Origin of the sequence: Brevundimonas bacteroides DSM 4726 (assembly GCF_000701445.1) — a bacterium.
Lineage (GTDB): Bacteria > Pseudomonadota > Alphaproteobacteria > Caulobacterales > Caulobacteraceae > Brevundimonas > Brevundimonas bacteroides.
In genome coordinates this window covers 39,030-61,040 of the sequence record NZ_KL370782.1, presented here as the reverse complement: position 1 = coordinate 61,040, position 22,011 = coordinate 39,030, and the positions used below count along the sequence as shown (strand labels likewise).

General features: G+C 68.4%; 27 protein-coding genes. 22 read left to right on the top strand and 5 right to left on the bottom strand.

Going from position 1 to position 22,011, the window contains the following annotated elements; translation table 11 throughout:
* Positions 1–5: 5 nt before the first annotated feature.
* The 3 genes from Q333_RS0115065 to Q333_RS0115055 are packed head-to-tail and all read right to left on the bottom strand — an operon-like array spanning position 6 to position 1,056.
* The gene (locus Q333_RS0115065; RefSeq protein ID WP_157072482.1) at positions 6–386 is read right to left on the bottom strand and encodes a hypothetical protein; all 381 of its coding nucleotides are present in this window, start codon (positions 384–386) and stop codon (positions 6–8) included.
* Positions 383–628, bottom strand: a complete 246-nt coding sequence (locus Q333_RS0115060) for a hypothetical protein (protein ID WP_029418074.1) — start codon at positions 626–628, stop codon at positions 383–385. The genes Q333_RS0115065 and Q333_RS0115060 overlap by 4 nt, the downstream gene beginning before the upstream one ends.
* Positions 625–1,056, bottom strand: coding sequence for a helix-turn-helix domain-containing protein (locus Q333_RS0115055; protein ID WP_051651376.1), 432 nt, complete (start codon positions 1,054–1,056; stop codon positions 625–627). The genes Q333_RS0115060 and Q333_RS0115055 overlap by 4 nt, the downstream gene beginning before the upstream one ends.
* A gap of 230 nt (positions 1,057–1,286) precedes the next feature.
* Here Q333_RS0115055 and Q333_RS0115050 point away from each other — a divergent pair, with 230 nt between their 5' ends.
* A complete protein-coding gene (locus Q333_RS0115050; protein WP_084176189.1) occupies positions 1,287–1,745 on the top strand; it encodes an Ltp family lipoprotein in 459 nt (152 codons plus the stop codon).
* Positions 1,746–1,758: 13 nt separating this feature from the next.
* Here Q333_RS0115050 and Q333_RS0115045 read toward each other — a convergent pair whose 3' ends face one another.
* Together Q333_RS0115045 and Q333_RS0115040 are read right to left on the bottom strand one after the other, a co-directional pair.
* Complete coding sequence (locus Q333_RS0115045) at positions 1,759–2,352, bottom strand: hypothetical protein (protein ID WP_029418071.1); 594 nt, start codon at positions 2,350–2,352, stop codon at positions 1,759–1,761.
* A gap of 7 nt (positions 2,353–2,359) precedes the next feature.
* Positions 2,360–3,076, bottom strand: a complete 717-nt coding sequence (locus Q333_RS0115040; protein WP_157072481.1) for a hypothetical protein — start codon at positions 3,074–3,076, stop codon at positions 2,360–2,362.
* A gap of 26 nt (positions 3,077–3,102) precedes the next feature.
* On the opposite strand from Q333_RS0115040, the gene Q333_RS0115035 reads away from it, so the two are divergent.
* The 21 genes from Q333_RS0115035 (at position 3,103) to Q333_RS0114935 (ending at position 22,011) form a co-directional block, all read left to right on the top strand.
* Positions 3,103–3,333, top strand: a complete 231-nt coding sequence (locus Q333_RS0115035) for a hypothetical protein (protein WP_029418069.1) — start codon at positions 3,103–3,105, stop codon at positions 3,331–3,333.
* Complete coding sequence (locus tag Q333_RS0115030; RefSeq protein ID WP_029418068.1) at positions 3,330–3,671, top strand: hypothetical protein; 342 nt, start codon at positions 3,330–3,332, stop codon at positions 3,669–3,671. Before Q333_RS0115035 ends, Q333_RS0115030 begins: the two co-directional genes overlap by 4 nt.
* A 77-nt stretch (positions 3,672–3,748) precedes the next feature.
* Positions 3,749–4,201, top strand: a complete 453-nt coding sequence (locus Q333_RS17750) for a hypothetical protein (protein WP_162175593.1) — start codon at positions 3,749–3,751, stop codon at positions 4,199–4,201.
* Positions 4,194–5,096, top strand: a complete 903-nt coding sequence (locus Q333_RS17140; RefSeq protein WP_051651375.1) for a 3'-5' exonuclease — start codon at positions 4,194–4,196, stop codon at positions 5,094–5,096. Before Q333_RS17750 ends, Q333_RS17140 begins: the two co-directional genes overlap by 8 nt.
* A complete protein-coding gene (locus Q333_RS17135; RefSeq protein ID WP_051651374.1) occupies positions 5,093–5,680 on the top strand; it encodes an ASCH/PUA domain-containing protein in 588 nt (195 codons plus the stop codon). The genes Q333_RS17140 and Q333_RS17135 overlap by 4 nt, the downstream gene beginning before the upstream one ends.
* The gene (locus Q333_RS17745) at positions 5,677–6,252 is read left to right on the top strand and encodes a DNA N-6-adenine-methyltransferase (RefSeq protein WP_035294554.1); all 576 of its coding nucleotides are present in this window, start codon (positions 5,677–5,679) and stop codon (positions 6,250–6,252) included. The genes Q333_RS17135 and Q333_RS17745 overlap by 4 nt, the downstream gene beginning before the upstream one ends.
* Positions 6,249–6,497, top strand: a complete 249-nt coding sequence (locus Q333_RS0115005) for a hypothetical protein (protein WP_029418063.1) — start codon at positions 6,249–6,251, stop codon at positions 6,495–6,497. The genes Q333_RS17745 and Q333_RS0115005 overlap by 4 nt, the downstream gene beginning before the upstream one ends.
* Positions 6,498–6,520: 23 nt before the next feature.
* Positions 6,521–7,159: a hypothetical protein gene (locus Q333_RS0115000; RefSeq protein WP_245591559.1), complete on the top strand. Its 639-nt coding sequence runs from the start codon at positions 6,521–6,523 to the stop codon at positions 7,157–7,159.
* Positions 7,156–7,875 carry a hypothetical protein gene (locus tag Q333_RS0114995; protein ID WP_029418061.1) on the top strand — a complete coding sequence of 240 codons (720 nt, stop codon included), beginning with the start codon at positions 7,156–7,158 and terminating at the stop codon, positions 7,873–7,875. The genes Q333_RS0115000 and Q333_RS0114995 overlap by 4 nt, the downstream gene beginning before the upstream one ends.
* A complete protein-coding gene (locus tag Q333_RS17130; RefSeq protein WP_051651373.1) occupies positions 7,872–9,689 on the top strand; it encodes a bifunctional DNA primase/polymerase in 1,818 nt (605 codons plus the stop codon). Before Q333_RS0114995 ends, Q333_RS17130 begins: the two co-directional genes overlap by 4 nt.
* Positions 9,690–11,372, top strand: coding sequence for a DNA primase family protein (locus Q333_RS0114985; protein ID WP_029418059.1), 1,683 nt, complete (start codon positions 9,690–9,692; stop codon positions 11,370–11,372). It begins immediately after the preceding gene.
* Positions 11,373–11,660: 288 nt separating this feature from the next.
* A complete protein-coding gene (locus Q333_RS0114980) occupies positions 11,661–12,833 on the top strand; it encodes a hypothetical protein (RefSeq protein ID WP_029418058.1) in 1,173 nt (390 codons plus the stop codon).
* Between the two features lie 243 nt (positions 12,834–13,076).
* On the top strand, positions 13,077–13,670 hold the full coding sequence (locus Q333_RS0114975) for a hypothetical protein (protein ID WP_029418057.1): 594 nt from the start codon (positions 13,077–13,079) through the stop codon (positions 13,668–13,670).
* Positions 13,671–13,987: 317 nt separating this feature from the next.
* On the top strand, positions 13,988–14,740 hold the full coding sequence (locus tag Q333_RS0114970; RefSeq protein WP_051651372.1) for a hypothetical protein: 753 nt from the start codon (positions 13,988–13,990) through the stop codon (positions 14,738–14,740).
* Positions 14,741–14,743: 3 nt separating this feature from the next.
* Positions 14,744–16,741, top strand: coding sequence for a phage terminase large subunit family protein (locus Q333_RS0114965; protein WP_051651371.1), 1,998 nt, complete (start codon positions 14,744–14,746; stop codon positions 16,739–16,741).
* A gap of 3 nt (positions 16,742–16,744) precedes the next feature.
* Complete coding sequence (locus tag Q333_RS0114960; protein ID WP_051651370.1) at positions 16,745–18,367, top strand: phage portal protein; 1,623 nt, start codon at positions 16,745–16,747, stop codon at positions 18,365–18,367.
* Positions 18,345–18,605 (top strand): gpW family head-tail joining protein, encoded by a 261-nt coding sequence (locus Q333_RS0114955; RefSeq protein ID WP_029418053.1) that lies wholly within the window; start codon positions 18,345–18,347, stop codon positions 18,603–18,605. The genes Q333_RS0114960 and Q333_RS0114955 overlap by 23 nt, the downstream gene beginning before the upstream one ends.
* 58 nt (positions 18,606–18,663) lie before the next feature.
* Positions 18,664–19,779, top strand: a complete 1,116-nt coding sequence (locus Q333_RS0114950; RefSeq protein WP_029418052.1) for a head maturation protease, ClpP-related — start codon at positions 18,664–18,666, stop codon at positions 19,777–19,779.
* 70 nt (positions 19,780–19,849) lie between these two features.
* Entirely contained in the window at positions 19,850–20,515 is a 666-nt protein-coding gene (locus Q333_RS0114945) for a head decoration protein (RefSeq protein WP_029418051.1), read from the top strand.
* 54 nt (positions 20,516–20,569) lie between these two features.
* Positions 20,570–21,601: a major capsid protein gene (locus Q333_RS0114940; RefSeq protein ID WP_029418050.1), complete on the top strand. Its 1,032-nt coding sequence runs from the start codon at positions 20,570–20,572 to the stop codon at positions 21,599–21,601.
* A gap of 5 nt (positions 21,602–21,606) precedes the next feature.
* Complete coding sequence (locus tag Q333_RS0114935) at positions 21,607–22,011, top strand: hypothetical protein (RefSeq protein ID WP_029418049.1); 405 nt, start codon at positions 21,607–21,609, stop codon at positions 22,009–22,011.

Genomic DNA, 22,011 nt, shown 5'->3' with positions numbered 1-22,011 from the left:
GAACCTCAGGCGCCCTGTTCCCGGCTGATCCAGCTCAGGGACTCGGCGATATCGTGTTGTGAAAAGCCGTCGACGAAGGCGACCGGCTGGATCGTGTCGGGGCCGTATTCGCGGGCGACGTCCGGCGGCATGCGCCGCAGGATCGCCACGTCGCCGATCATCTGGGCGCGCGCCTGCAGATCCCGGGCGGGGATCCGGAGGGTCCGCAGGAGGCTGCGGACGGCTGCGTCGGGCCCCTTGCCGAACATGAGGATCGAGATCGGACGATCGCCCAGAAGGGCGAAGGGGGTGATCCAGGCGAAGGCTTCCCTGCGATCGTCCTCCCGACGTGCTTCGGGCTCGGGCATGCGAACCGGGTTCGCATAGCGGGCGGCCATCGCGCTCATGATCGGCGGGCCAGCCAGCGCGACAGGCGCGACCGCCAGCTCCTGCGCGCGGGAATGATCTGGACGATCCCGGCAGCGACGGCGGCGTCGGCCGCGCTGCGCTGCAGCCGCTGACGCTCGCGGATCCGCGCGAGCCGCTGGCTGGCAGTCGCTGCGGCCTGCTCGGCCGAGATCGCGAAGGTTCCGGTCCGGGGATCCCAATCGCCGACAACGGCTTCGGCGTCGATCGGGGCGGCCGTCATGCCGCCACCGGGGACTGGCCGGCCAGATTGGCGGCGAGATCGGCGACCAGACGGCGCTGGGCCGCGTCGAGGCGGGGGAGCACCTGGACGATCGTTCGCCCCTCGCGGGATCCCATGAGCGTCGTCGCGGCGTCCGGGCCTTCGTCCTGGTCCTCGCCGTCGAGGCCTTCGAAAAACCAGCCCGGCCGCACCTGCAGGGCGCGGGCGATCTGGACCAGGCGCGAGTACGACACGCGGTTCGCGCCGCGCTCATACTTCTGGATCTGCTGGAACGTCACGCCGCAGAGCTGGGCGAGATCGGTCTGCGTCAGTCCGAGTTCAGTCCGCCGCCGGCGGATCAGCGCTCCGGCCCGTCTATCGAGGGGATGGGAAGTCGTCCGGCCGCCGGCGTCGCCTGCAGCGAGGGGGTCGCTCGCTTGATTAAACATCACGTTGTCTCCGACCCGCGAAATGCTCGCGTCGGACGCAGACAAGCGTCAGTTTGCAGAAAGTGTCAATCCAAGATTTGCAGTTTACGCAATCCTGTTACCGCTCAGTTTCACGCGGTTTGCAGTCCGCGCGGACCGACCGGGGCGCAAGGGAGAGCCTTCCGACTTGCCATCCGAGGCGCGCGCGTTACGGGTACGCCCAAGGGAACGCTATCGCAAAGGGGGAAACCATGACGCGTCCGGGACTGATTGCGGCGGCCGTGCTTGCCGGAGCGGCGATGCTCGCGTCGTGCGGCGCAGAGGGGCCTTCAACGGAAGCGACCAGCGCGTCAGGCCCGGCCGAAGCGGCCAGCCCTCCCGAGCCCGAAGGCCCTCGCCTGACGGGACCTCAGCGCAACGCGGTCCGATCCGCCGAGCAGTACCTGAGCATGACGGGCTTCTCGCGCGCCGGCCTGATCGCCCAGCTGTCGTCCGACTATGGCGACCGCTACAGCGTCGAGGACGCGACGGTCGCGGTCGACAGCCTCGACGCCGACTGGAACGAGAACGCCGCGAGATCCGCCGCGCAGTACCTGAGCATGAGCGGCTTCTCCTGCGCCGGCCTGATCGACCAGCTGTCGTCCAGCGCGGGCGACAGGTACACGCCCGAGCAGGCGCGTTACGGGGCCGAGAAGGCGGGCGCCTGCTGATACAGGGGCAGGGTTAGGGCTTCTTCGGCCAGACGGCGCGCACCTGGTTCCAGTTCAGGTGTGGATCGTAGTTCGGAAGCGGTTCGCCATAGAGCATCGGCTCAAATGCCAGGGACGTGCGGACGTCGAGCCGGGCCTCGCTCCAGAAAGAGATCGACCGCGCCACGAGGGCGCTGTGTTCGCTGTCCCTGACCCAGCCCTTCACCTTGAGCCCCGGGTTCGCCAGGACATCGACGATCGTCCGGCCGATCTGGTCGTCGCTGGCGCTGGCGAACCCTGCTTCCTCCCGCAGATAGCGGGCGACGTCAGCGACGGGCGCGTCAGGAACAAGCGGTTTCTCGGGCGGCGGTTCCGGAACGGCGGCTGCGCCGCGACGGCCGGGCGCTGGCGCAGGCGACGCAGTCGCCGCCTCGCGCGGCGGGTCATTGGGAATGCAGCTGTAGGCCCAAGCCAGCACGGCACCCACAAATGCGATCGTCGATTCCCAATCGATCACGCCGGTGAACTTGGCACCGACCATCCATGCAAGGGAAAGCATGGCCAAAAGCCCCGCGGTGAACCGGCCCCAGCCGGACCGGATCAGGTGGTCAAGATCCTCCCGGCGCAAACTCGCCTCACTGACTGCCGAACGACACGCCGACGACGGCGTGAATGGCCTCGACTTCGCGCAGGGGCCAGGACAGATCTTTCTTCGGCTCCAGCTGTCGTCCGAACAGCGTCCGGTCGTCCATCGTGTCGAAGATCTTGACCAGGACGTCGCCGTTTTTCAGCTCCAGGAGGAAGGGCTGTCCCCGGGCGGGCATGCGGCCGCGAACGGCATAGGCGATCTCGCCGTGCGACAGGCGCGGCGAAAGGCTTTCCCCGAACACGATGAACGCGAACGCGGACCGGGATCCCCGCTGGGCGGGGTGGATGGGGACGACCCCGACACGCTGATCCTCATTCAACCTAAGCACCGCTCCCGCCGCATTGGCGTAGCCAAATAGCGGGACCACTGCGTCAGAATCGGTCATAGCGCTGACGACCGGCGGAGATTCTGCGGGCTGGGCCGCCAGCTCCCGCATCGCGTCCATAACGTCCACAGGAACCTTGACCCCGCCGTTTACCCAGCGGGAGACGTGAACGTTCGTGACGTCACGTCCGAGACGACGCGTCAGATAGTCGGCGGTTTCTTTCTGGTTCCGGCCTGAGCGGGAAACCAGCTCCGAAAGCTCGCGGGCTTCGGGCGACAGGACTGTAACGGCGCGAGGGCTCATGCGCCGGAATTTTGCAGAAGTCGCAAAACGTGGCGATTGACGCTCTCTGCAAATCAGTTCAGCCGTGTTTTGCATAATCTGCAAACTAAGCGACCGGTGAAATGATTGCTATCGAAAAGATCGACGCCCTGACGGTGAAGGTCGTTCACGAAAAATGCGCGGAAAAACAACCGGGTCTGGCGCTGGAGACGGTGTATCGCTGGCGAGCCGCGCTCAAGGACGGCCGGGGAATCAATGATAATCGCAAGCGCCTTCTGATCGAGGCGACGGCGGAAACTGAAAATCCGATTGCATGGTCGGACTTCGCTCCAGTCCTTGAGGCCGTCCAGTGACCGTCCCGGCCGTGGTCGATCCTGCGCCGTGGCGTCGCCTGGCCCGGGAGGCCCGCAAGGCGGCTGAGGCTCCCGACCAGGCTGCGGCTGCGCTGGCCAAGGCTGAGAAAGCGGCCCGCCTCTCCGTCGTGATCGGCGTCCTTTCGCCGTCGAACCCCTGCGTTCGTCTGGTCCGTCTGTCGCGCGCCTTCGTCGACGGGACAGTCCGCAAGCGCCGGGATCTCCTGCCCGAGCTGCTCGGCATGATCGGCCAGGTCGAGGCGCTGACGTCGAGCGCCGCCCGTACTGCCGATCCCGATCCGCCCGAGCGGCGCGTCAGGGCCGATATCGACGGCTGAACCGTCGGACGGCCGAACCCTCGCGGGTCCGTCGGGGACCCGCTCCCGCAAAATCATCGAACGCAAGGGGCGTCTCAGTGAGTAAAATCGACGATCAATCCCTGCTCGCCATGCAGGCGGCCCGAATGTCCGAGCCGTCGATCGCCCAGACGATGGGATGGCGACTGGCCCGGGTCCAGAAGCGCCTGGCCGAACTGAACGACGCGGCGGCCCGGGCGGCGCAAGGCGTCCGGGGCCTCGCTCAAGCGCTGGCCGACGGCGAGGAGCGCTTCACCGCGCCCAAGGATCCCGCGCCAGTCGCCGACCGGCCGATCCGGCCGGGCGAGGCCATGGTCCTGCGCAGTTTTCAGGCCTGGGGCGGGGGCCATGCCTCGCACGTTCAGCTGTCCGACGACCGCCGCGTCCTGGTCTGGATCGGCGAGCGCCGTCTCGACCCGCAGACCCGGATCGCGGTCGAGGCCATGCCCGCCGACGCGCCCCGGTTCGCCGAGTATCAATGGCGCGCCGCCGGGAGCGCGGCCCATGCTTGAGGCCCGCTTCGCTCTTGAGCCCGGCTGGATCCGCAGCCGTACCGATGGCCAGGACTGCTATGTCGGCGTTCGTCGCCTCGCCCGGCTGTACGGCCTGCGCGACGGCGAGTTCGTTTCGCTGCTCCCGACGCTGGACGCCAGCCTGCGCGAGGGTCTGTCGCGAGGCCGCATCGTGCTTCGGCCGAGGGCCGACGGACTGTATGCGCTCGCCCGCCGCGAAGCCGTCGTCGCCCATGCGCAGACCCGGCTGGCCCAGATCGGATCCGAACTTCGCCAGATCGAGGCTCGGCGTCCCCGTCTGGCCCGGCGCTCGCATGTCATGGTCGATCTGGAAACCATGGGAACGACGCCCGGCTCGGCGATCGTGTCGCTGGGCGCGACCGTGTTCGACCCCGTCGAGGGGACGCTTGGCGCGCAGCTGTACGTACCGATCGATCTCGCTTCATGCCTGCGGCTGGGCCTGCGGGAGGATCCCGCCACGCGCAGCTGGTGGTCGCGCCAGAGCGCCGAGGCCCAGGCCGTGCTGACGGATCCGGACCGTGTCGATCTGACGGTCGCACTCGATCGTTTCGACGCCTTCTGGCGCATGGTCGGCGGGGCCGAGTTCTGGGCCCATGGTCCGAACTTCGACGAAACCCTGCTCGGCGCGGCCTATCGCATGGCGGGACGCCGAGCGCCCTGGTCGTTCTGGAACACGCGTTGCACCCGGACGATCTATGCGGCCGCGCGCATCGCGCCGAACCGCGCCAAGGGGATCCATCACAACGCCCTGCAGGACGCGGTGAACCAGGCCGAGGCCGTGATCGAGGGCTTCCGGGTCCTCGGCCTCGGCCGCCGCCCCCTCGCCTGGAGGCTGGGCCGCGTCGCCCGCCGGATCTGCGGGGGCGAGGCGTGAGCGTCGTTCATGAGATCAAGATCTGGCCCGCGTACTTCGACGACGTCGAAAGCGGCCGCAAACCGTTCGAAGTCCGGTTCAACGATCGTCACTTCGCCGTCGACGACGTGCTGCACCTGCGGGAGTTCGATCCGGTCGCGAACAGCTACAGCGGCCGCGAATGCCGCCGCCGGATCTCCTGCGTCCTGACGGAGGAGCGTTTCGGGATCCAGTCGGGCGCCTGCGTCCTCGGCCTCGACCAGGGCGTCGCCGAACTGGAGGCGGAAGTCGCCCGCCTGGTCGATCTCCTCAATGCGCCCGAGCTGGTCGACTTCGCGTCCGGTGTCGTCCGCGAGGCGGCGCATCAACGCGAGCGCTGGCCGTCCGAACAAGACGCCGGAAAGCAGCCGTCCGACTGGTTCTGCCTGATCGGCTATCTGGCCGGGAAGGCGCTGGCCGCCGCTCTGGCCGGCGACCGGGCCAAGGCGCTGCATCACTGCATTTCAACGGCGGCGGGGCTGGCGAACTGGCATGCGGCCCTGCTCGGCGCGGATACCCGCATGCGGCCCGGGATCGCAACGCGCGCCGGGGAGCGGGCCGCATGAGCGCGTCGCATCGGTTCGACAACGCGAAACGACGGAGATCCGACGATCACCCTCGCCAAGCGCTCGCCACGCCGGCCTATGTGCTGGAGCCGGTCCGCCGCTTGCTGGGCGGGATCGGCCTAGATCCCTGCACAGACCCGGATAATCCGACCGGAGCGGATCGGTTCTACTGCCTCCCGCAAGATGGCGCGTCGCTTCCTTGGGATGCGCCGTCGATCTTTGTGAACCCCCCTTATGGCGAGGCCCGCAAGCGTTGGGTCGAGCGGTGCGTCGAGGCCGGGACGCGGACGCGGGTCGTTCTGCTTATCCCGGCCCATACCGAATCGAAGGTCTTTCAGCTCGCGCTGCGCAGCTGCGACAGCGTCCTGTTTATCGACGCACGGCTGCGCTTCGGCGTGATGCGCGACAACGGTCGCCAGGAAGCCGCCTCCCACGGGAGCGCGCTGCTCAGCTGGAATGTCGATCTCTCAAGGATCGTCGAGGACGTTTGCGGTGTGGTGATGCAGCGTCAGGCCGCGTCACCCTTCCGGAAAGTCAGACCGCTAACGCCGACCCTCGGGGTTTCCGCATGAGCAGCGACTGCAAATGGCCGGGCTGCGGCAACGTCGCCTCGCGGTTCGGCTGGGCCTGCGCGACGCATTGGGCGGCCCTTCCGGTCAAGATCCGGCTGTCGCTCGGACATTCGCACCGGCCCGGCGTCGAGCCGGACGCGTATCGGCTGCGGGCCGAGGCGACCGCTCGCGACTGGATCATCCGCGAGCGGAACAAGGCGGCCAAGGCCGGGAAGTCTCCGTCGGGCGGAAAGCCCTTCGTATGAAACCGCGCGGCCTGAGCGCCACCATGGCGCACGTCAACCCGGCTCGCGACGCCGTGAATCTGTTCCCCACGGCCCCTTGGGGAGGCCGGGTCGGCGGTGAGCTGATCCGCAAGCTGGATCCGCGCGCGCGCACGGCCTGGGAATGCGCCTGCGGGCCCGGCATGATGGCGCACGGCCTGCAGGACTATTTCGACGCCGTCTATCTGTCCGACTTCGTCCAGTACGGCCGTCATCGGATCTTCGACTTCGTCCGGGATCCCGACGATCAGGCCCCGTTCGTCGCCGACTGGATCGTCACCAATCCGCCGTTCGACCATTGCGAGGACTTCGTCCGGCTGGCGTATCGACGGGCGCGTCGAGGCGTCGCGATGCTGGTCCGGCTGGCCTTCCTGGAGGGCCAGGAACGCCACGCGCTGCTTTACGGCGAATGTCGGTATCACGCGGTCGCGCCGTTCTCTGAGCGCCTCCCCCTGGTCATGGGGTGCTGGGATCCCGATCAGGCGTCGGCGGCCGCCTATGCCTGGTTCCTCTGGCTGAAACCCGGCGTCGGCCCCCGGGTCCGGCCTCCGCATCCCTACGTCATCGATATCGCCCCGGGCGCGAAGGCCCGGCTGACGCGGCCGAGCGATCTGCAGTTCGCAGCCGTGAGGGCCGCTGCATGAAAATCCTGATCGGATGCGAAACCTCGGGCGTGGTCCGCAACGCGTTCGCCGCGCTCGGACACGACGTCTGGTCCTGCGATCTGCTTCCCGCCGAGGATCGGTCGAACCGCCATATCATCGGCGATATCCGCGACGTCCTGGGCGACGGCTGGGACCTGCTCGCGGTGATGCACCCGCCTTGCACCCGGCTCTGTAACTCGGGCGTCCGCTGGCTGAACCGGCCTCCGAAGAATGCGCCGAACATGGCGACGGAGGACGAACAGCGACGCTGGCCGGGCATGAGCGAGGCCGAGCAGCTGACGATCATGTGGCGGCTGCTCGACGAAGGGGCCGCGCTGTTCTCGGCATGCTGGAACGCGAAGATCCCGCGCATCGCGGTCGAGAACCCGGTCATGCACCGTCACGCCAAGGCGCGGATCGCGAACTTCGAACCAGCCAGCCAGACGGTTCAGCCGTGGTGGTTTGGCGAGAAGGCCTTCAAGGGGACCGGACTCTACCTGCGCGGCCTCCCGCCGCTTGTCCCGACGAACAGGCTGACGCCGCCCAAGGCCGGGACGGCCGAACACAAGGCATGGTCCGCGATCCATCGCGCGCCGCCCGGGCCGAACCGCTGGGCCTTCCGATCTAAGACGTTCCAGGGGATCGCGGACGCCATGGCTGCTCAATGGGGCAACCTCGACGGCCTGACGGTCGCCGAGCGGGAGCGCGCCGCATGAGCGCCGAGATCCGCCCCCTGACCGGCCCGCGTTTCGCAGCGGCCGCCCAGGCGTACGCGCGCCTCGGAATCGCAGTCTTTCCGCTGCGCGAGCGTGAGAAAAAGCCGCTTCCGTTCTCGACCGGCCTCCTGGCCGCCTCGGCCGACGCCGACGTCGCGGCCGACCGCTGGGCCGGACGGGCGGACCTTCCGATCCGGGATCCGAAGTTCGAGGGCGAGCGCCTTCCTGCGCGGATCTGGGCGAACCCGTCCTGCAACGTGGCCTGCGCGACGGGCGAGATCTCGGGCTTCTGGGTTCTGGATCTCGACGGGCCCGAGGCCGAGGAGGATCTCGCCGCCCTGATCGCCGTGCATGGCGATCTGCCCGAAACCGTCGAGCAGGGCACGGGCAAGGGCCGTCATCTCTGCTTCGCCTGGGATCCGCGCTTCGACGTGCGGAACTCGGCGGGGAAGATCGGGCGCGGAATCGACGTCCGGGGGACCGGCGGATACATCGTCCTCCCGCCGTCGATCCATCCGTCCGGCCGCGTCTATGCCTGGTCCGAGGGCCGATCGCCGCGCGATCGCGCCTTTGCGAACGCCCCGGACTGGCTTCTGCAGCTGGTCTGTCCGCCCGCGCCGGCGGCGTCGTCCGAGCCCGTCAGGCCTCGCGAGTTCCGGGCGATCGGCGGGACGTCCAGGTTCGGGGCCGCGACGCTGCGGACCGCCTGCAGGACCGTCGCCCAGGCCCAGCCGGGCCAGCAACAGTCGACCCTGTTCGGATACGCCGCCTTCATCGGGGCGTACGTCGCCGGCGGCGAGATCGAGCATGCGCAGGCCCGCGACGAACTGATCGCCGCCGGGCTGCAGATGACGGCCGCCAAGGGGGCCTGGACGCGCAAGGAAGTCGAAAGCGCCGTCGTGCGCGGCATGGAAAAGGGCGCTGCGCATCCCAAGTCCGCGCCCGAGCCCGAGACATTCCGAAGCGCGGGACCGCGCGAGCCGTCCAAGCCCGCCGAGACGGCCGCGCAGGCCGCCGGCGAGATCCAGACCGCCCGGCGGCTCTGGGACGGCGAGATCCAGACCGCCCGGCGGCTCTGGGACGGCGCGCGCTCGGCCGACTGCAGGGCCGTCCGCTCATGGTTCGCGCATCACGGCCTGGATCCCGACGGCCTCCCGGGAGCGCTGGCCCAGCTTCGCGCCCATGCGGCGGCGCCCGTAGGGGTCGGCGAGTACGGCGAGGATCTGACGGGCCCGGCGCTTCTGATCCCGCTGATCTCGACGCCGGACGACCTGAACTGGAACCAGGCTCCCGACGCCCTGGCGATCCTCCCGCTGGAGGGCTCGCGCATCGCCCGCTTCGTCGGTCCAGCCCGCGGCCGCGTCGGCTGGCTGACACACCTTCCCGAGGACGGGTCGCTCCTGGTCGGGATCGACTTCGTCGACGTCTGGACGCTGGCCGAGAACGCCCAGGCGAACGGCCATGATCTGGCGGCGATCGTCGCCCCCTCGCTGCGCACCTTCGCCGGCGAGGCGCTGGGCGATCGCTGGGGGCGCATCGATCCGCGAGCGCCGCATGCGGATCCGGCCAATCCGCCCTGGACCCTGGAAGGCGTCCGGCCGGTGTTCCTGGCGGTGCGTGGGGATCTGCGATCGCCCGAGTTCAAGGGCCGCCAGACGTTCGGCGGATCCGAGCGGTTCGTCCTGCAGGGCGACGCCGCGGCGCGATTTTACGGCGGGCTGGCCGATCAGGCCTGGCGGCGCGCCGGTGCGAACCCGGTTCGCATCCTCAAGCCCTCGACCGGGGCCGGTTTCAGTGAAGGGAGGGCCGCATAAATGGCCGCGAGCAATGTTGTCGAGCTGGCCGCGTTTGGCGACCGCGTCCGCGAGGGCGGCGGCGGGCCGAGCCCGGGCGACCTGGCCGCCTTCCCCTTGAACGATATCGGAAACGCCATGCGGCTGATCCTGCTCGCCGGCGGGGCGGTCCCGCGCAGCGGTGTCGTCGACTCGACGAACTCGACCCTGCTGTACCTGCTCGGCGTCGGCTGGGTCGGCTTCAACGGGATCTATTGGGATACGAAGTTCGGCGAGGATCTGGCCCGCAAGCTCGCGCACCAGGTCGCGCACCAGCTCCCGTCCCTGTTCTCGCACCTTACGAGCGACGTCCCGGCCAAGGACTTCTACAAGTTCGCGAACGACGCCGGATCGGCCGGAAAGACGTCGGCCATGCTGCGCCAGGCGCAGTCGTATCTGACGGTCGAGATCGGGGCGTTCGACGCCGATCCGTTCGCCCTGAACGTCCTGAACGGGACCCTCAAACTGAAATGGACCGCCCCGGCCGAGCCGGACGCCGAGGGGGCGTTCGACGTCGAGCTGCTCCCCCATGATCCAGCCGACCGGATCACGCGCGTCTGCGGGACCGCATTCGATCCCAAGGCGACCGCGCCGCAGTTCCTAAGGGTCGTCGCCGACTCGCTTCCGGACGCGGCCGAGCGCCGATACGCGCATCAATGCCTCGGATACGGCTCGACGGGCTGCGCGCATGAGCAGGTGTTTTTCATGTTCCAGGGCCGGGGCCGCGACGGCAAGTCGACGATCCTGGACGCCTGTCGCGAGGCGGTTGGGACCTATGGCCTGGCCGCCTCGCCCGACACGTTCCTTGAGGGCGGGATCCGCTCGGGCTCGGACGCAGCGCCGGATCTGATCGCCCTGTCCGGCGATACGCGGCTCGCGGTTCTGTCCGAACCGAAGCGCGGGTCGAAGATGAACGAAGGCCTGCTCAAGGCCTGGACGTCGGGCTCGCCGATCTCGGCGCGGGATCTGCATTCCAAGCCGATAAACTTCCGACCGAAGGCCAAGCTGTTTTTTGAAATGAACAGCTTCATGGTCGCGCGGGGCGATGACGATGGGATCTGGCGCCGGATCCGGCCGGTGCTGTTCCGGCGACAGGTTCCCAAGGACCAGATCGATCGCCTGCTCCCGCAGAAGCTCGCCGAGGAGAAGGCCGGGATCCTGAACTGGCTGATCGAGGGCGTCGGCGACTGGCTTCGCGCCGGGAGCCTGCAGCCGCCCGCCAGCCTCGACCAGGTGCTTGAGGATTACCGCCGGGCGTCGAGCCCGTTCGGCGACTGGCTGGCCGAATGCTGTCTGACCGGCGACGCGTGTCAGCCGAGCGATCGGGAGCTGTCAGGCGTCCTGTACAAGTCGTTCCAGGACTGGAGCGAGGAGAACGGAAACGACCGCGTCATGAGTACGAAGGCCTTCGGCGACGCCCTGCGCGATCGTCAGGTCGGCGTGGCGGGAAAGAACGCCGCCGGGCTCAAGTATCGCGGACCGATCCGGCTCAAGACCCTGGAGGAGCGCGCCGCCGAGGCGAACGCGGCCGAGGCCGCGCACCGCGCCCGATCGTCGGGCCTGGGGACCGATGCTGCTTCCGATGGCGTCGGCGACGGAATCGAGGGCGATCATGCCCCGGCGGACACCTTCTCGGACGACCCCACTGATTGGGGCGGGCGATGACGGACGATAACGGACGAACGGACGATGCCGCCGCGCCCGGCAAGGGGAGGCGGCGGCCCGAGCCGCGAAAACGGACGATCGATCGTCCGTCGCCGCCGGATCGTCCGTCCCTCAAGCCCCTGATCTGGCTGGGGAAACGGACGGAACGGACGATACGGACGATCCTCCCGCCTTAGCCGCTATGTGCCCGCTGCGCCCATGCGAGACACGCCTGTCCTGTGTGCTGTCCGTCCGTCCGTCCCCTGCTTCCCTGCCTTCGGCTCTGCCTTTCCCTTCGGGATCTGAGAAATGATCAATCAAGATAAAAACTCTTTCCAAAACCTGGGGACCAGCGCCAAGGGCGCGTTCCAGGTGCTGTCGATCGGCGGGGTCGCCTTCGTCCAGCCGCTTCCCTCGATCCTGTCCGGGGCCCAGGTCGCGGCTCTGAACAGCGCGGCCCGCCTCGCCGGGATCGGCCGCCGCGCCGTCGCCGAGGCGATCGTCGCCCATGTTCAGCGCGAGCTGGGCGTCAGCGGCGAGATGCACGTCGCCGGCGTCGAGCTGGCGGCGACGGCCGTCGCCCGGGCCCAGCGCGAGGCCCGGCGTCGCCAGGCCGGACAGGCTCGCCGCAAGGTCGTTCAGGCGAACCGGGACGTTGCCGCCCCGGAGCTGTCGAAGCCGGTCCGCAAGGCGCTGGCGAGCGTCGAGGAGGCGACCGTCCGCCTGCGCGCCGCCCGCGTCGAAGCCAAGCGACTGAGCGCGGCGATCGCCCAGCTGCGCAAGCAGGGCGAGGAGATCCCGGCCCAGATGCTGGACGATGCGAACCGGGCTCGCACGGCGACCTGGGAAGCGCTCGGCCTGGTCCGGGAGCGCTCGGCCGAGGCGGATCGCCTGCGTCGTGAACAGCTGGAGGCCGCATGGTCCGAGCGGGCGGTCGTCGAGACGGCGACCATGGCCGAGCAGCGCGGCGAGCAGCTCGGCAAGGTCGCGGCGGCCGATCTGGAGGGGCGCGTCGACGGCGGCGAAGTGTACAAGCCGATCCGGATCTCCAGCCGCGACGGCCTCGCGACCCTGTTCGAGACGGGGAAGCTGTCGACCAGCCAATACAGCGCCCTGCGCAGCTATCGGATCGCGTTCGAAATGGCGGCGGCCGATCTGCGGGTCGCCAACCTGAACCCGCTCGGAGTTTCGCCTAGCCGCCGGTTCGCCTCGGGCCTGGCCGCACGATCAGCGGCCGAGCTGCAGCGGGCCTATGTCCTCGCCCGCCTGCGCCAGATCGAACTGGCCGTCGCCGGCAAGGGTCCGCGCGAGCTGCGGGTCCTGCGCGCGGTCGCGGGCGAGGGGCGGACGATCCGGTCGCTCGGCGGGAGCGGCAATGCCCGGGAGGCTGACACGAAGGCCCTGATCCGGGCGGCCGAGGCCGCGCTCGACGTGCTGTCGAAGCCGGTTCACGCGGGGCTAAAGAGATCCGCAGCGACCTAAACAGGACGCTCAAATCGGACTTGAGGAGGGGGCCGAATCGAGGCCCTATTCAGTCATCGCCAGAAAAAGCGACAGAGCCCGCCCGGGGATCCCGAGGCGGGTTTTTCGTGTCCGCTACTCCGGACGATGATTGGGCCTAGTGGTCCAGAACGCCCACCCCTTCTCCAAAGGGTCGAAGTCGTGTCACCGACGGCGGCGCGTGGTTAACCGCTGCGCGCCGCTCCGGTTCCAGGAGCGATCCCAATGGAAGTCCGGCTGAGGGAAAACGACCAGGTTCTCGCTCGCTTCGCGAACGGCCTGGGCGCTCTGGGCGAGGGGCGCGCCCGCAAGGTCATGGCTCGGGCGCTGAACCGCGCAGGCAATCCGACGCTGACGAAGGTCCGGCGCGAGCTGGTCCGGTCGACGTCCGCGCCTATGGCGGTCGTTCGCAGCCAGGTCGTCGCGCAGCGCGCCTGGGGAGGCGACGAAAGCGGATCGGGGAAGCTCAAGTACACGATCATGGCGACGGGCTCGGCCTTGCCGCTTCGGTTCTTTACACGGGCCGAGTTCAAGTTCGGCGTCCGGGCCAAGGTCTGGGGCCGGTTCCAGCGCTTCGAAGGGGCGTTCATGCGCGGCGGCCGCTGGCCGGACCGCGTCGACCTGACGAAGGGCGGGATGCGGGGGAACGTGTTCGTCCGCACTAGCGCCGCCAGGCTCCCGATCAAAACGGTATGGGGCCCGGCCCTCCCGAAAGAGCTGGTCGAGGATCGGATCGTCGACGTGTTCGACACGGCGAACGCCCGGCTGGGAGATGACATTTCGCATGAGCTGGACCGGGAGCTGTCCCGGCTCGGCTGACAGCCTCGCTCCCCGTCCCTTCGGGGGAGCTGAGCGCTGACGGCCAGGATCTGCGCGCGAGTATCGCGGCGCGAGCCTGGTCGTCAGCTGATCTTCGCGGGTGAGCGCGTCGCTAAAGGGCGCGCAATGAAACCGCAGAGCGGGGTCTGCCCCCCGCCCCGCATGCTCTCCCTAGACCGCGCCGACCACCCCCCCTATCGCGGGTCCTCCCTGGGGCGGTTTTGTATGCGGCGCCGCTGCGGTCCGGGTCTTGGCCAGTTGCAGTCTAAAATCAGAGCCTAAACAGCTAAAGCCCCGGCTAAAGAGGAGGGCTTCGCATGACCGCCGAAGCCGTCCTCCTGGCCCAGCCTGTCGCGGATCCGATCGTAACCAAAGGCCAGTTCGCCGAGCTGATCGGCGTCTCGCCCGGCCGCGTTTCGCAAATGATCGCGGAAGGTAAGATCGGGCCCGAGGCCCTGGTCGGCGAGGGGCGCAGCGCAAAAATCCGGATCGAGACGGCGCGCGCCCAGCTGCGCGAGCGGACAGATCTGGGCCAGCGCCTCGGAAACGGCCTGACAACGCGCCTGGACGGCGCGTTGTCATTGGTCGCCGACGCCCAGCTGACTGACCGCGTCGCAGACGACGCGCCGCGGCTGGCCGGGGCCGAGGACGGCTTGCGCCAACCGTCGCCGACGCAGCCCTCGCCCGGGCCTTCGGATCCGGTCGCGGACCGCCTGAAACAGCTCAAGCTGAACGACGCCGAGCGGCGGGAGCGGCAAGCGCTGGAGGACGATCTCGCGCGCCGCGGCGTGTACGTCCGGGCTGATCATTCAAGGGTCGCCCTCCTTGGCGTTGCTCAGAGCATGCTCAACGTGTTCGACGGCGCGGTCGCCGATCTGGCGCAGGCGCTGGCGACGCATTTCGAGATCCCGCAGCGGGATCTCGCGCACGTCCTGCGACAGGAGTTCCGCGCCCTCAGGTCGAGGGCCGCCGCCGCCGCCAGGCAGAAGGCCGAGGAGCTTCCGCTCCTGATAATTGACGACGGATCTGCGGACCTGGCCGAGGAGGCGACGCAGGGCGAGGAGGGCTGACGAATGTCGATCCACCTCATGAACCCGGAACGCATGGTCGCCGAGGCTGTCGCCGAAGTTCTGGAGCCGCCGCCGCCTGTCGATTATCGCGCCTGGGCGATCGACAACATCAAGTTCAGTGATCGGGAAAGCCCGATCCCAGGGCCGTACAATCCGGAGCTTTTTCCCGAGTTCGACGAGATCCTGCGGGCCGCCAGTCCGGACGATCCTTGCCGCGTTGTGACGCTGTCCAAGTCCGCCCAGCTGGGCGGAACGATCCTGGCGAACATCTTCACGCTGGGATCGCTCCATATGGATCCCTGCGACTTCCTGTACACGCATCCGACCGACGACAACGGGCGGCGCTGGTCCAGGCTGAAACTCAAGCCGATGCTGCGCGGTACGGCCGCTCTGGCGCGGCTGTTCCCAGAGCGGTCCCGCGACAGCGCCGACTCCGTCATGTTCAAGGAACGGGCGGACGGGCGAGGCTCGATCCAGATCTCGGGCGCGAACTCGCCCGCCTCGCTGTCGCAAGTCAGCATGCGTCGCCAGGTCCAGGACGATCTGGCGAAATGGGAGATGAACACCGCCGGCGATCCGGAGCGCCAGGCCGACAGCCGGTCACGCGCATTCGAGTTCGCGAAGATCCTCAAGATCTCGACGCCGCTTGTCCTGCCGGGCTGTCGGATCACCCGCTCTTTCATAGCTGGATCGCAGGAAGTCCCCGAAGTTCCCTGTCCCCACTGCGACGCATTCCAGGTTCTGGAATGGGAGAACATGCGGGCGACGATCGAGGCGGACCCCGAGGACCCGCATTTCACCTGCGTCGAGTGCGGATGCGAGATCCGGGAGCATCACCGCGCCGAGATCAAGAAACGCCTGCGCTGGACGGCCCGAAACGCTAAGGCGAAGGCGCATCATCGCAGCTTCTGGATCTGGTCGGCTTACAGCGTCCTGCAGTCGTTCGCGCGGATCGCCCAGGAATGGCTGGCGGCCAAGGGTGATCCGGCGGCCGAGCAGACCTTCCTGAACGACACCTGCGGGCTGGCCTATGAGGCGGCCGGCGAAGCGGTCGCCTGGGAAACGCTGCGCGATCGAGCGGCCGAAAGCTCTTACAAGGTGGGCCAGATCCCGTCGGGCGCGCTCCTGATCACGCTCGGGATCGACTGTCAGGACGACCGCGTCGAATGGCAGTTGGTCGGCTGGGGCCGTGACCTTCGCCGTTGGGTGATCGCTTACGGCGTGATCCCGAAGCATATCAGCGACGAAGAATGCCGCGCCAAGCTGGACGATCTCCTGCAGCAGCGCTGGCCGAACTTCGTCGGTCGGCGGATCGGGATCGACCTGGCCGCGATCGACGGCAACGCCTGGACCGAGGACGTCTGGAGCTGGGCCAAGCGGCACCCGGCGACACGCGTGATCATGGTCCGCGGCGTCGGCGCTGAAACCGCTCCGCTGTTCGCCAGGGTGAAGCGGGAACGCAACCGCCAGGGCAAGCTGCTTCGATACTCGCGTCGGTTCTATAACTTCGCGACGTCCGTCCTGAAGATGGCGCTGTATCGCAATCTCGCGAAGGCGGATCCGCTGGAGCGGGGTTATGTCGGCCTGCCCGAGGGTTTGGAGGACGATTACTTCCGCCAGCTGACGTCCGAGCGTCGGAAGCCTAAGCGCAATCGTCAGGGCTTCACCGTGTACCAATGGGTCAAGGACGCGGCCCAGGCGAACGAAGGCCTCGACACGCACCTGCAGGCCGAGGCCGCCGCGATCCGTCTGGGGATCCGCACCCTTCCCGACGCGACCTGGTCGCGACTGGAGGAGGAGCGCGAAACCCCGCCCGAGGATCTCCAGCTCGACCTGGAAGATCTCATGAACCAGCCGGCGACGGTTCTCGACAATCCGACGGATCCGGGGCCTGGCCCCGCCCAGCCGGATCGTCCGGATACGAACCCGGTTCGCACCGCCGCCGCCCGCAAGCCCCGGCCGACCCTGGCCGAGATCGCAGCCCGCCTGAACAGGAGGTAAGTCATGCTCAGCGGCCTGCAGCGCCTGTTCAGTAGCAAGGAAAGCCAGGCCCGCCAGGACCGGCGCCCGACCGCCCGCTACATGCGGCCGGACAGCGCGAACGTCCTCGGCGGCTGGCGGCCCGCCCTGCGTCAGGCTCGCGACGACGTCCGCGAGGCCTGGACCGGCGTTTCCGCCCGCGCGATCGACGCCGCGCATAACAGCGGCTGGATCACCGGCGCGATCGAGCAGATGATCGCCGACATCAACGGGCCCGAAGGCCTGACGATCAACGTCGCTCCGGATCATCGCGCCCTGCGTTGGTCCGAGGACTTCGCGCACAGCTGGTCCGAGGACGTCGAGCGCGAGTTCGTCGCCTTCGCGAACAGTCCGCAGGAATGCGACGCCCGCGGCAAGGCCACCCTCGCGACGATGGCTGACGCCATGGTCCGCTGGTACATGCCCTTCGGGGAGGGCGTCGGCCGCATCCTGCTTCGGGAACGTCCCGGCGCGACGATGCTGACGAAGGTTCAGCTGATCTCGCCGATCCGGCTGTCGCAGCAATCGTCCGACCTGCAGGATCTTCATCAAGGCGTATTCCTCGACGGAGACGGCCAGCCGATCGGCTATCGCTTCCGGACGAAGGTCGGCGGCTATGATCAGGATCTTGACGTCGCAGCGCGCGACCTGGACGGCCGCCCCCTGGTCGTTCACGTTTTCGACGGCGATCCGGACGCCACGCGCGGGATCTCGCCGTTCGCGCCCGCCCTCAAGGTCACGCGGCAGTACGACCAACTGGCCGACGCCACACTGACGACGGCGCTTCTGCAGACCATCTTCGCCGCCACCTTCGAAAGCGCCCAGCTTCCGGCCGAAGCGCTTGAGGGCCTCCTGACAGAGGGCGACTTCGGGGCCGGTTCCGGCGGTCAGGCGGATCCGACCGGCCCCGGAGGCATGGCCGCCCTCATGGCCTCCCGGGCGGAATGGTACGGGGCTTCCGGGATCGATCTGGGGACGCATGGGCGGATCGCGACCATGTTCCCGGGCGATCAGCTCAAGTTCACGACTGCGCAGACGCCTGGCGGAAACTATCTGCCGTTCTCGCAGAACCTGAACCGCGAGATCGCGCGCTGCATCGGCACGTCGTACGAAAAGTACACCGGCGACTATCAGGGGGCGACGTTCTCCTCGATCAAGATGGGGATCGCGTCCGACTGGCCGGTCGTCGTCAGGCGTCGCCGGGTCATCCCCCGGCCGTTCCTGCAGGCGGTGTTCGAGGCCTGGCTAGAGGAGCGGATCGCAAGGGGGCTGACGCCTTTCCCGGGCGGTTACAGCCGCTTCCTCAGGCAACGCGCGGCTGCCTCCCGGGCGACTTGGCGAGGCCCGGCCAAGCCGTCTCCGGACGAACTGAAAACGGCAATGGCCCTCAAGGTCCTGGTCAAGGATCTGGGGATCATGTCGGCTTCGACGGCCGCAGGCGAAGTCGGCCTCGACGCCGACGCCGAGCAGCAACAGCGCGCCCAGGACCGGGCCCGGGCCGAACGGCTGGGGCTCCCGGATCCCTACGCCCCGCCGCCGGGCTCGATCCCGACGCCGGACCCCGCGAAGATCCTGGAGGATGACGATGGCCCTGCTCGACGGCCTTGACCTGACGGATCCCTGCCTTGTCTGGCCTCGCCTGCAGGAGGCTTATTTCAAGCTCCTGGCCGGCGAGACGGAAGTGAGGGTCCGCTTCCGGGAACGCGAAGTCGAACTCGGGCGCGCAAACCTGCAGCTGCTCGATCGCGAGATCCAGAAGCTCAAGGCGGCTTGCGAACGTCGCCAGGGTCGCCGGGCTCGATACGCGGTTCGGGCCGGATTCAATCCGCGCGGCCCGGGGGCGTAGCGCTCTCTCAATCCTTGCAAGGCAGCCCTCCCGGGTCGCCTTTTTCATCGGAGGAACCATGGCGGTTCAAATCCAGGACGGGGAGATCATCCTGTCCGGCATGGTCGGCGACGACTTCTGGGGCGACGGCTTCACGTCGGGCCAGGTCATCGCAGCGCTGGCCCAGCTCGGCCGGGGAACAGACGTCGTCGTTCGCCTGAACTCGGGCGGCGGTATCGCAACGGAAGGCGCGGCGATTCATGCGGCCCTGACGTCGCACAAGGGCCGGGTGACGGTCATCGTCGAGGGGATCGCGGCTTCGGCCGCCTCTCTGATCGCCTGCGCCGGCGACGTCGTCGAGATGGCGCTCGGATCCGTGTTCATGATCCATGACCCCGCCACCATCACCTGGGGCACGTCGTCGGATCATGAGCTGGCGATCCGCATGCTCGAAAGTCTCGCCACGTCCTACGCCGCGACCTACGCGGAAAAGACGGGCGGCGAGCCGGACGCCATGCGCGCGCTCATGAGGGCCGAAACCTGGCTGACGGCGCAGGAAGCCGTCGATCAGGGGTTCGCGGATCGGCTGGCGACCGCCAACGACAACGCCGCCGAGCCGACGGCCTTCGCTTACAGCCTGTATGGCCGCGCGCCCGAGCGGATCGTCGCCCTGGCCAACGCCAAAGGCTGGAAGCCTCCCCAATCGATCAAGCCTGCGGCCACCTCGGCTGCAGGCCCAGCACCGGCAACCGCCGGGGCTTCGCCGGCGACGCCCGTCGCCTCAACCCCCCCGGCGGCTCCTGCCGCCCAGCCAGACACACAGGAGCCCCCCTTGGCTGACTTGAACGAAGACGAAATCCGCACGGACGAACGGACGAAGGCGGTCGCCGCCGCGAATGCGCGGGTCCAGGCGATCCTGTCCAGCGACGAAGCGCGCGGCCGCGAGGCCATGGCGCAGCACCTGGCGTTCTCGACCGCGCATTCGGCCGAGGACGCGATCGCGCTCCTCAAGGTCGCCCCGGCCGGCGGCGCTTCCGAAGGCGCGGATCCGACCGCGTCGTTCCTGGAGCGTAAGGAAAGCCAGGGCGACGGCCTGGGCGGACCCGCGCCGAAACTGAACGACCAGTCGAAGGCCAAGGCCAGCTGGTCGAAGGCCGTCGCCAGCGTGAACAAGCGTATCCCGGGCGCCCGGTAAGGCGTCCGATCGAACCCGCCGCGCCTGAGGCTGCGGCGATCCCTTCAATCCCAGAATACGGGACCCCGAAATGACCATCCTCACTGCAGGCCGCGTCGCGGCGGCCTTTGTGCTGTCCGAAGCCCAGGGCATGCGCTCGCGCGCCGCCGAGTTCCTGGGCGCTGAACAGGACATCAAACCCGGCCAGCCTCTGGCCCGCATCCTCGACTCGCTCGGCGTCCAGGTGACGTCCGCCGCCGTGGCCGGAAACACCGGAAACGGCGTTCTGACGCTGGCGAACCCCGCCTACAGCCGCGCTGCCAAGCCGGGCGCTTACAAGGCGATCTGCATCGCCGCGGCGGCCAACGGCGGCCGCTTCCGGATCGATGATCCCGAGGGCGTCGAGATCGGCCAGGTGAACGTCGGCGCGGCCTTCAACAAGGCCGTCAAGTTCACGATCGCCGACGGCGCGGCCGACTTCGTCGTCGGGGACTCGTTCGAGATCGTCGTCGACCTGGACGCCGGCGGCGAGGCCGTCGTCGCCTGGGATCCGACCGCGAACGACGGGACGGAGATCGCGGCCTGCCTTCCGCTGTATGCCGAGAAAACGGCCGTCGGCGAGCGTCGCCCGATCGCCACCATCGCGCGCGATGCGGAGATCATCGCGGACTCGATCACCTGGCCCGCCGGCGTCACGGCCGAGCAGAAGGAAACGGCCCTGCAGCAAATGGCGCTGCACGGCCTGATCGCCCGCTAAGCGCCCGTCGCTCCGCCCCTTCCGAACAACCGAACCTAGGAAAGACCAACCCTCATGTTGGATATCTTCAATAACGACGCGTTCTCCGTCGTAAACCTGACGGACGCGGCGAACGACCTTGCGTTCGTCCCGGGCCGCATCTCGAAAAGCGGCCTGTTCCGCGCCGACGGGATCACCACCACGACGGCGGTGATCGAAACCAAAGGCGCGCGCCTGTCGCTGGTCGCTCCGACCCCGCGCGGCGCTCCCGGCGAAGCCGTCAATACCGACAAGGAACGCAAGCTGATCCCGATCAGCGTTCCGCACTTCGAACGGAACGACGCCGTCATGGCCGACGAAGTCCAGGGCGTTCGCGCCTTCGGCTCCGAAACCGAACTCGAAACCGTCATGGGCAAGGTCGCCGAGAAGATCGCCGATCACAGCCAGGACCTGGCGGCGACGACGGAGTTCAGCCAGCTCGGCGCGATCAAGGGCGTCGTCACCTACGCTGACGGTTCCGAGCTGAACCTGTTCACGACCATGGGCGTCGCAGCGCCGGGCGTCGTGAACTTCGACGCCGCGGCTCTCAAGGCCGCCAAGGACGACGGCGCGTTCCGCAAGTGGTGCGCGGCCCTGGTTCGCGCCCAGGCGGCCGAGCTGGGCGGCCTGTCCTGGACCGGCAAGGTCCGCGTGTTCTGCGGCGACAACCTGTTCGACCACGTCCTCGGCAATCAGGAGGTTCGCGAGACCTTCAAGGGCTGGACCGAAGCGCAGATTCTGCGCGAGGGCTATATCGAGGCCAACGGCGAGTCCTTCGGCGCGTTCGAGTTCGCCGACGTGATCTTCGAGAACTACCGGGGCCAGGTCGGCAACGCGCGGTTCGTCGAGATCGACGACGGGCATTCGTTCCCTGAGGGCGTCCCCGGCCTGTTCCGCACCTACCATGCGCCGGCGGACTACATCGAAACCGTGAACACCCGCGGGCGGCGCCTGTATGCGAAGCAGTACGAGATGCCGAATGGGAAGGGCGTCAATCTGGATATCCAGATGAACGAACTGAACCTCTGCACCCGTCCGAAAACGCTTCGCACCCTCCGCAAGGTCTAAGCGGGGTGTCCCGCTGGGCCAGCGCGGCCGCCCGATTGAACCGGGCGGCCGACGGCTTCTTCGGGGAGCTGGTCACGATCCTGCGGCCGCGTGAAGGCTCGGCGTACGTCAAGGGCTCTGCGGATTCCGACGTCGTGCTGCAGCTGCAGGGCGTGATCAGCGAGGGCGAAGCCGAAGGCCCCGCCGACGGCCAGACGGCCGGGGCGCGTCACTTCGATCTGCAGCTAAAGGCGGGCGGGATCGAGGCGTCGTTCATGCGAACCGGGTTCGCATCCCGCGATCAGTGGCCCCGCAAGGGCGACCTTATCCGGGTCGAGACGGGTCCGAACGCGGGCCACCTGTTTGAAACCCTCGACGCGGCCGCCGACGACGGCGACCGCGTCAACGCCCCTGTTCTTCGGAGGAGCTGA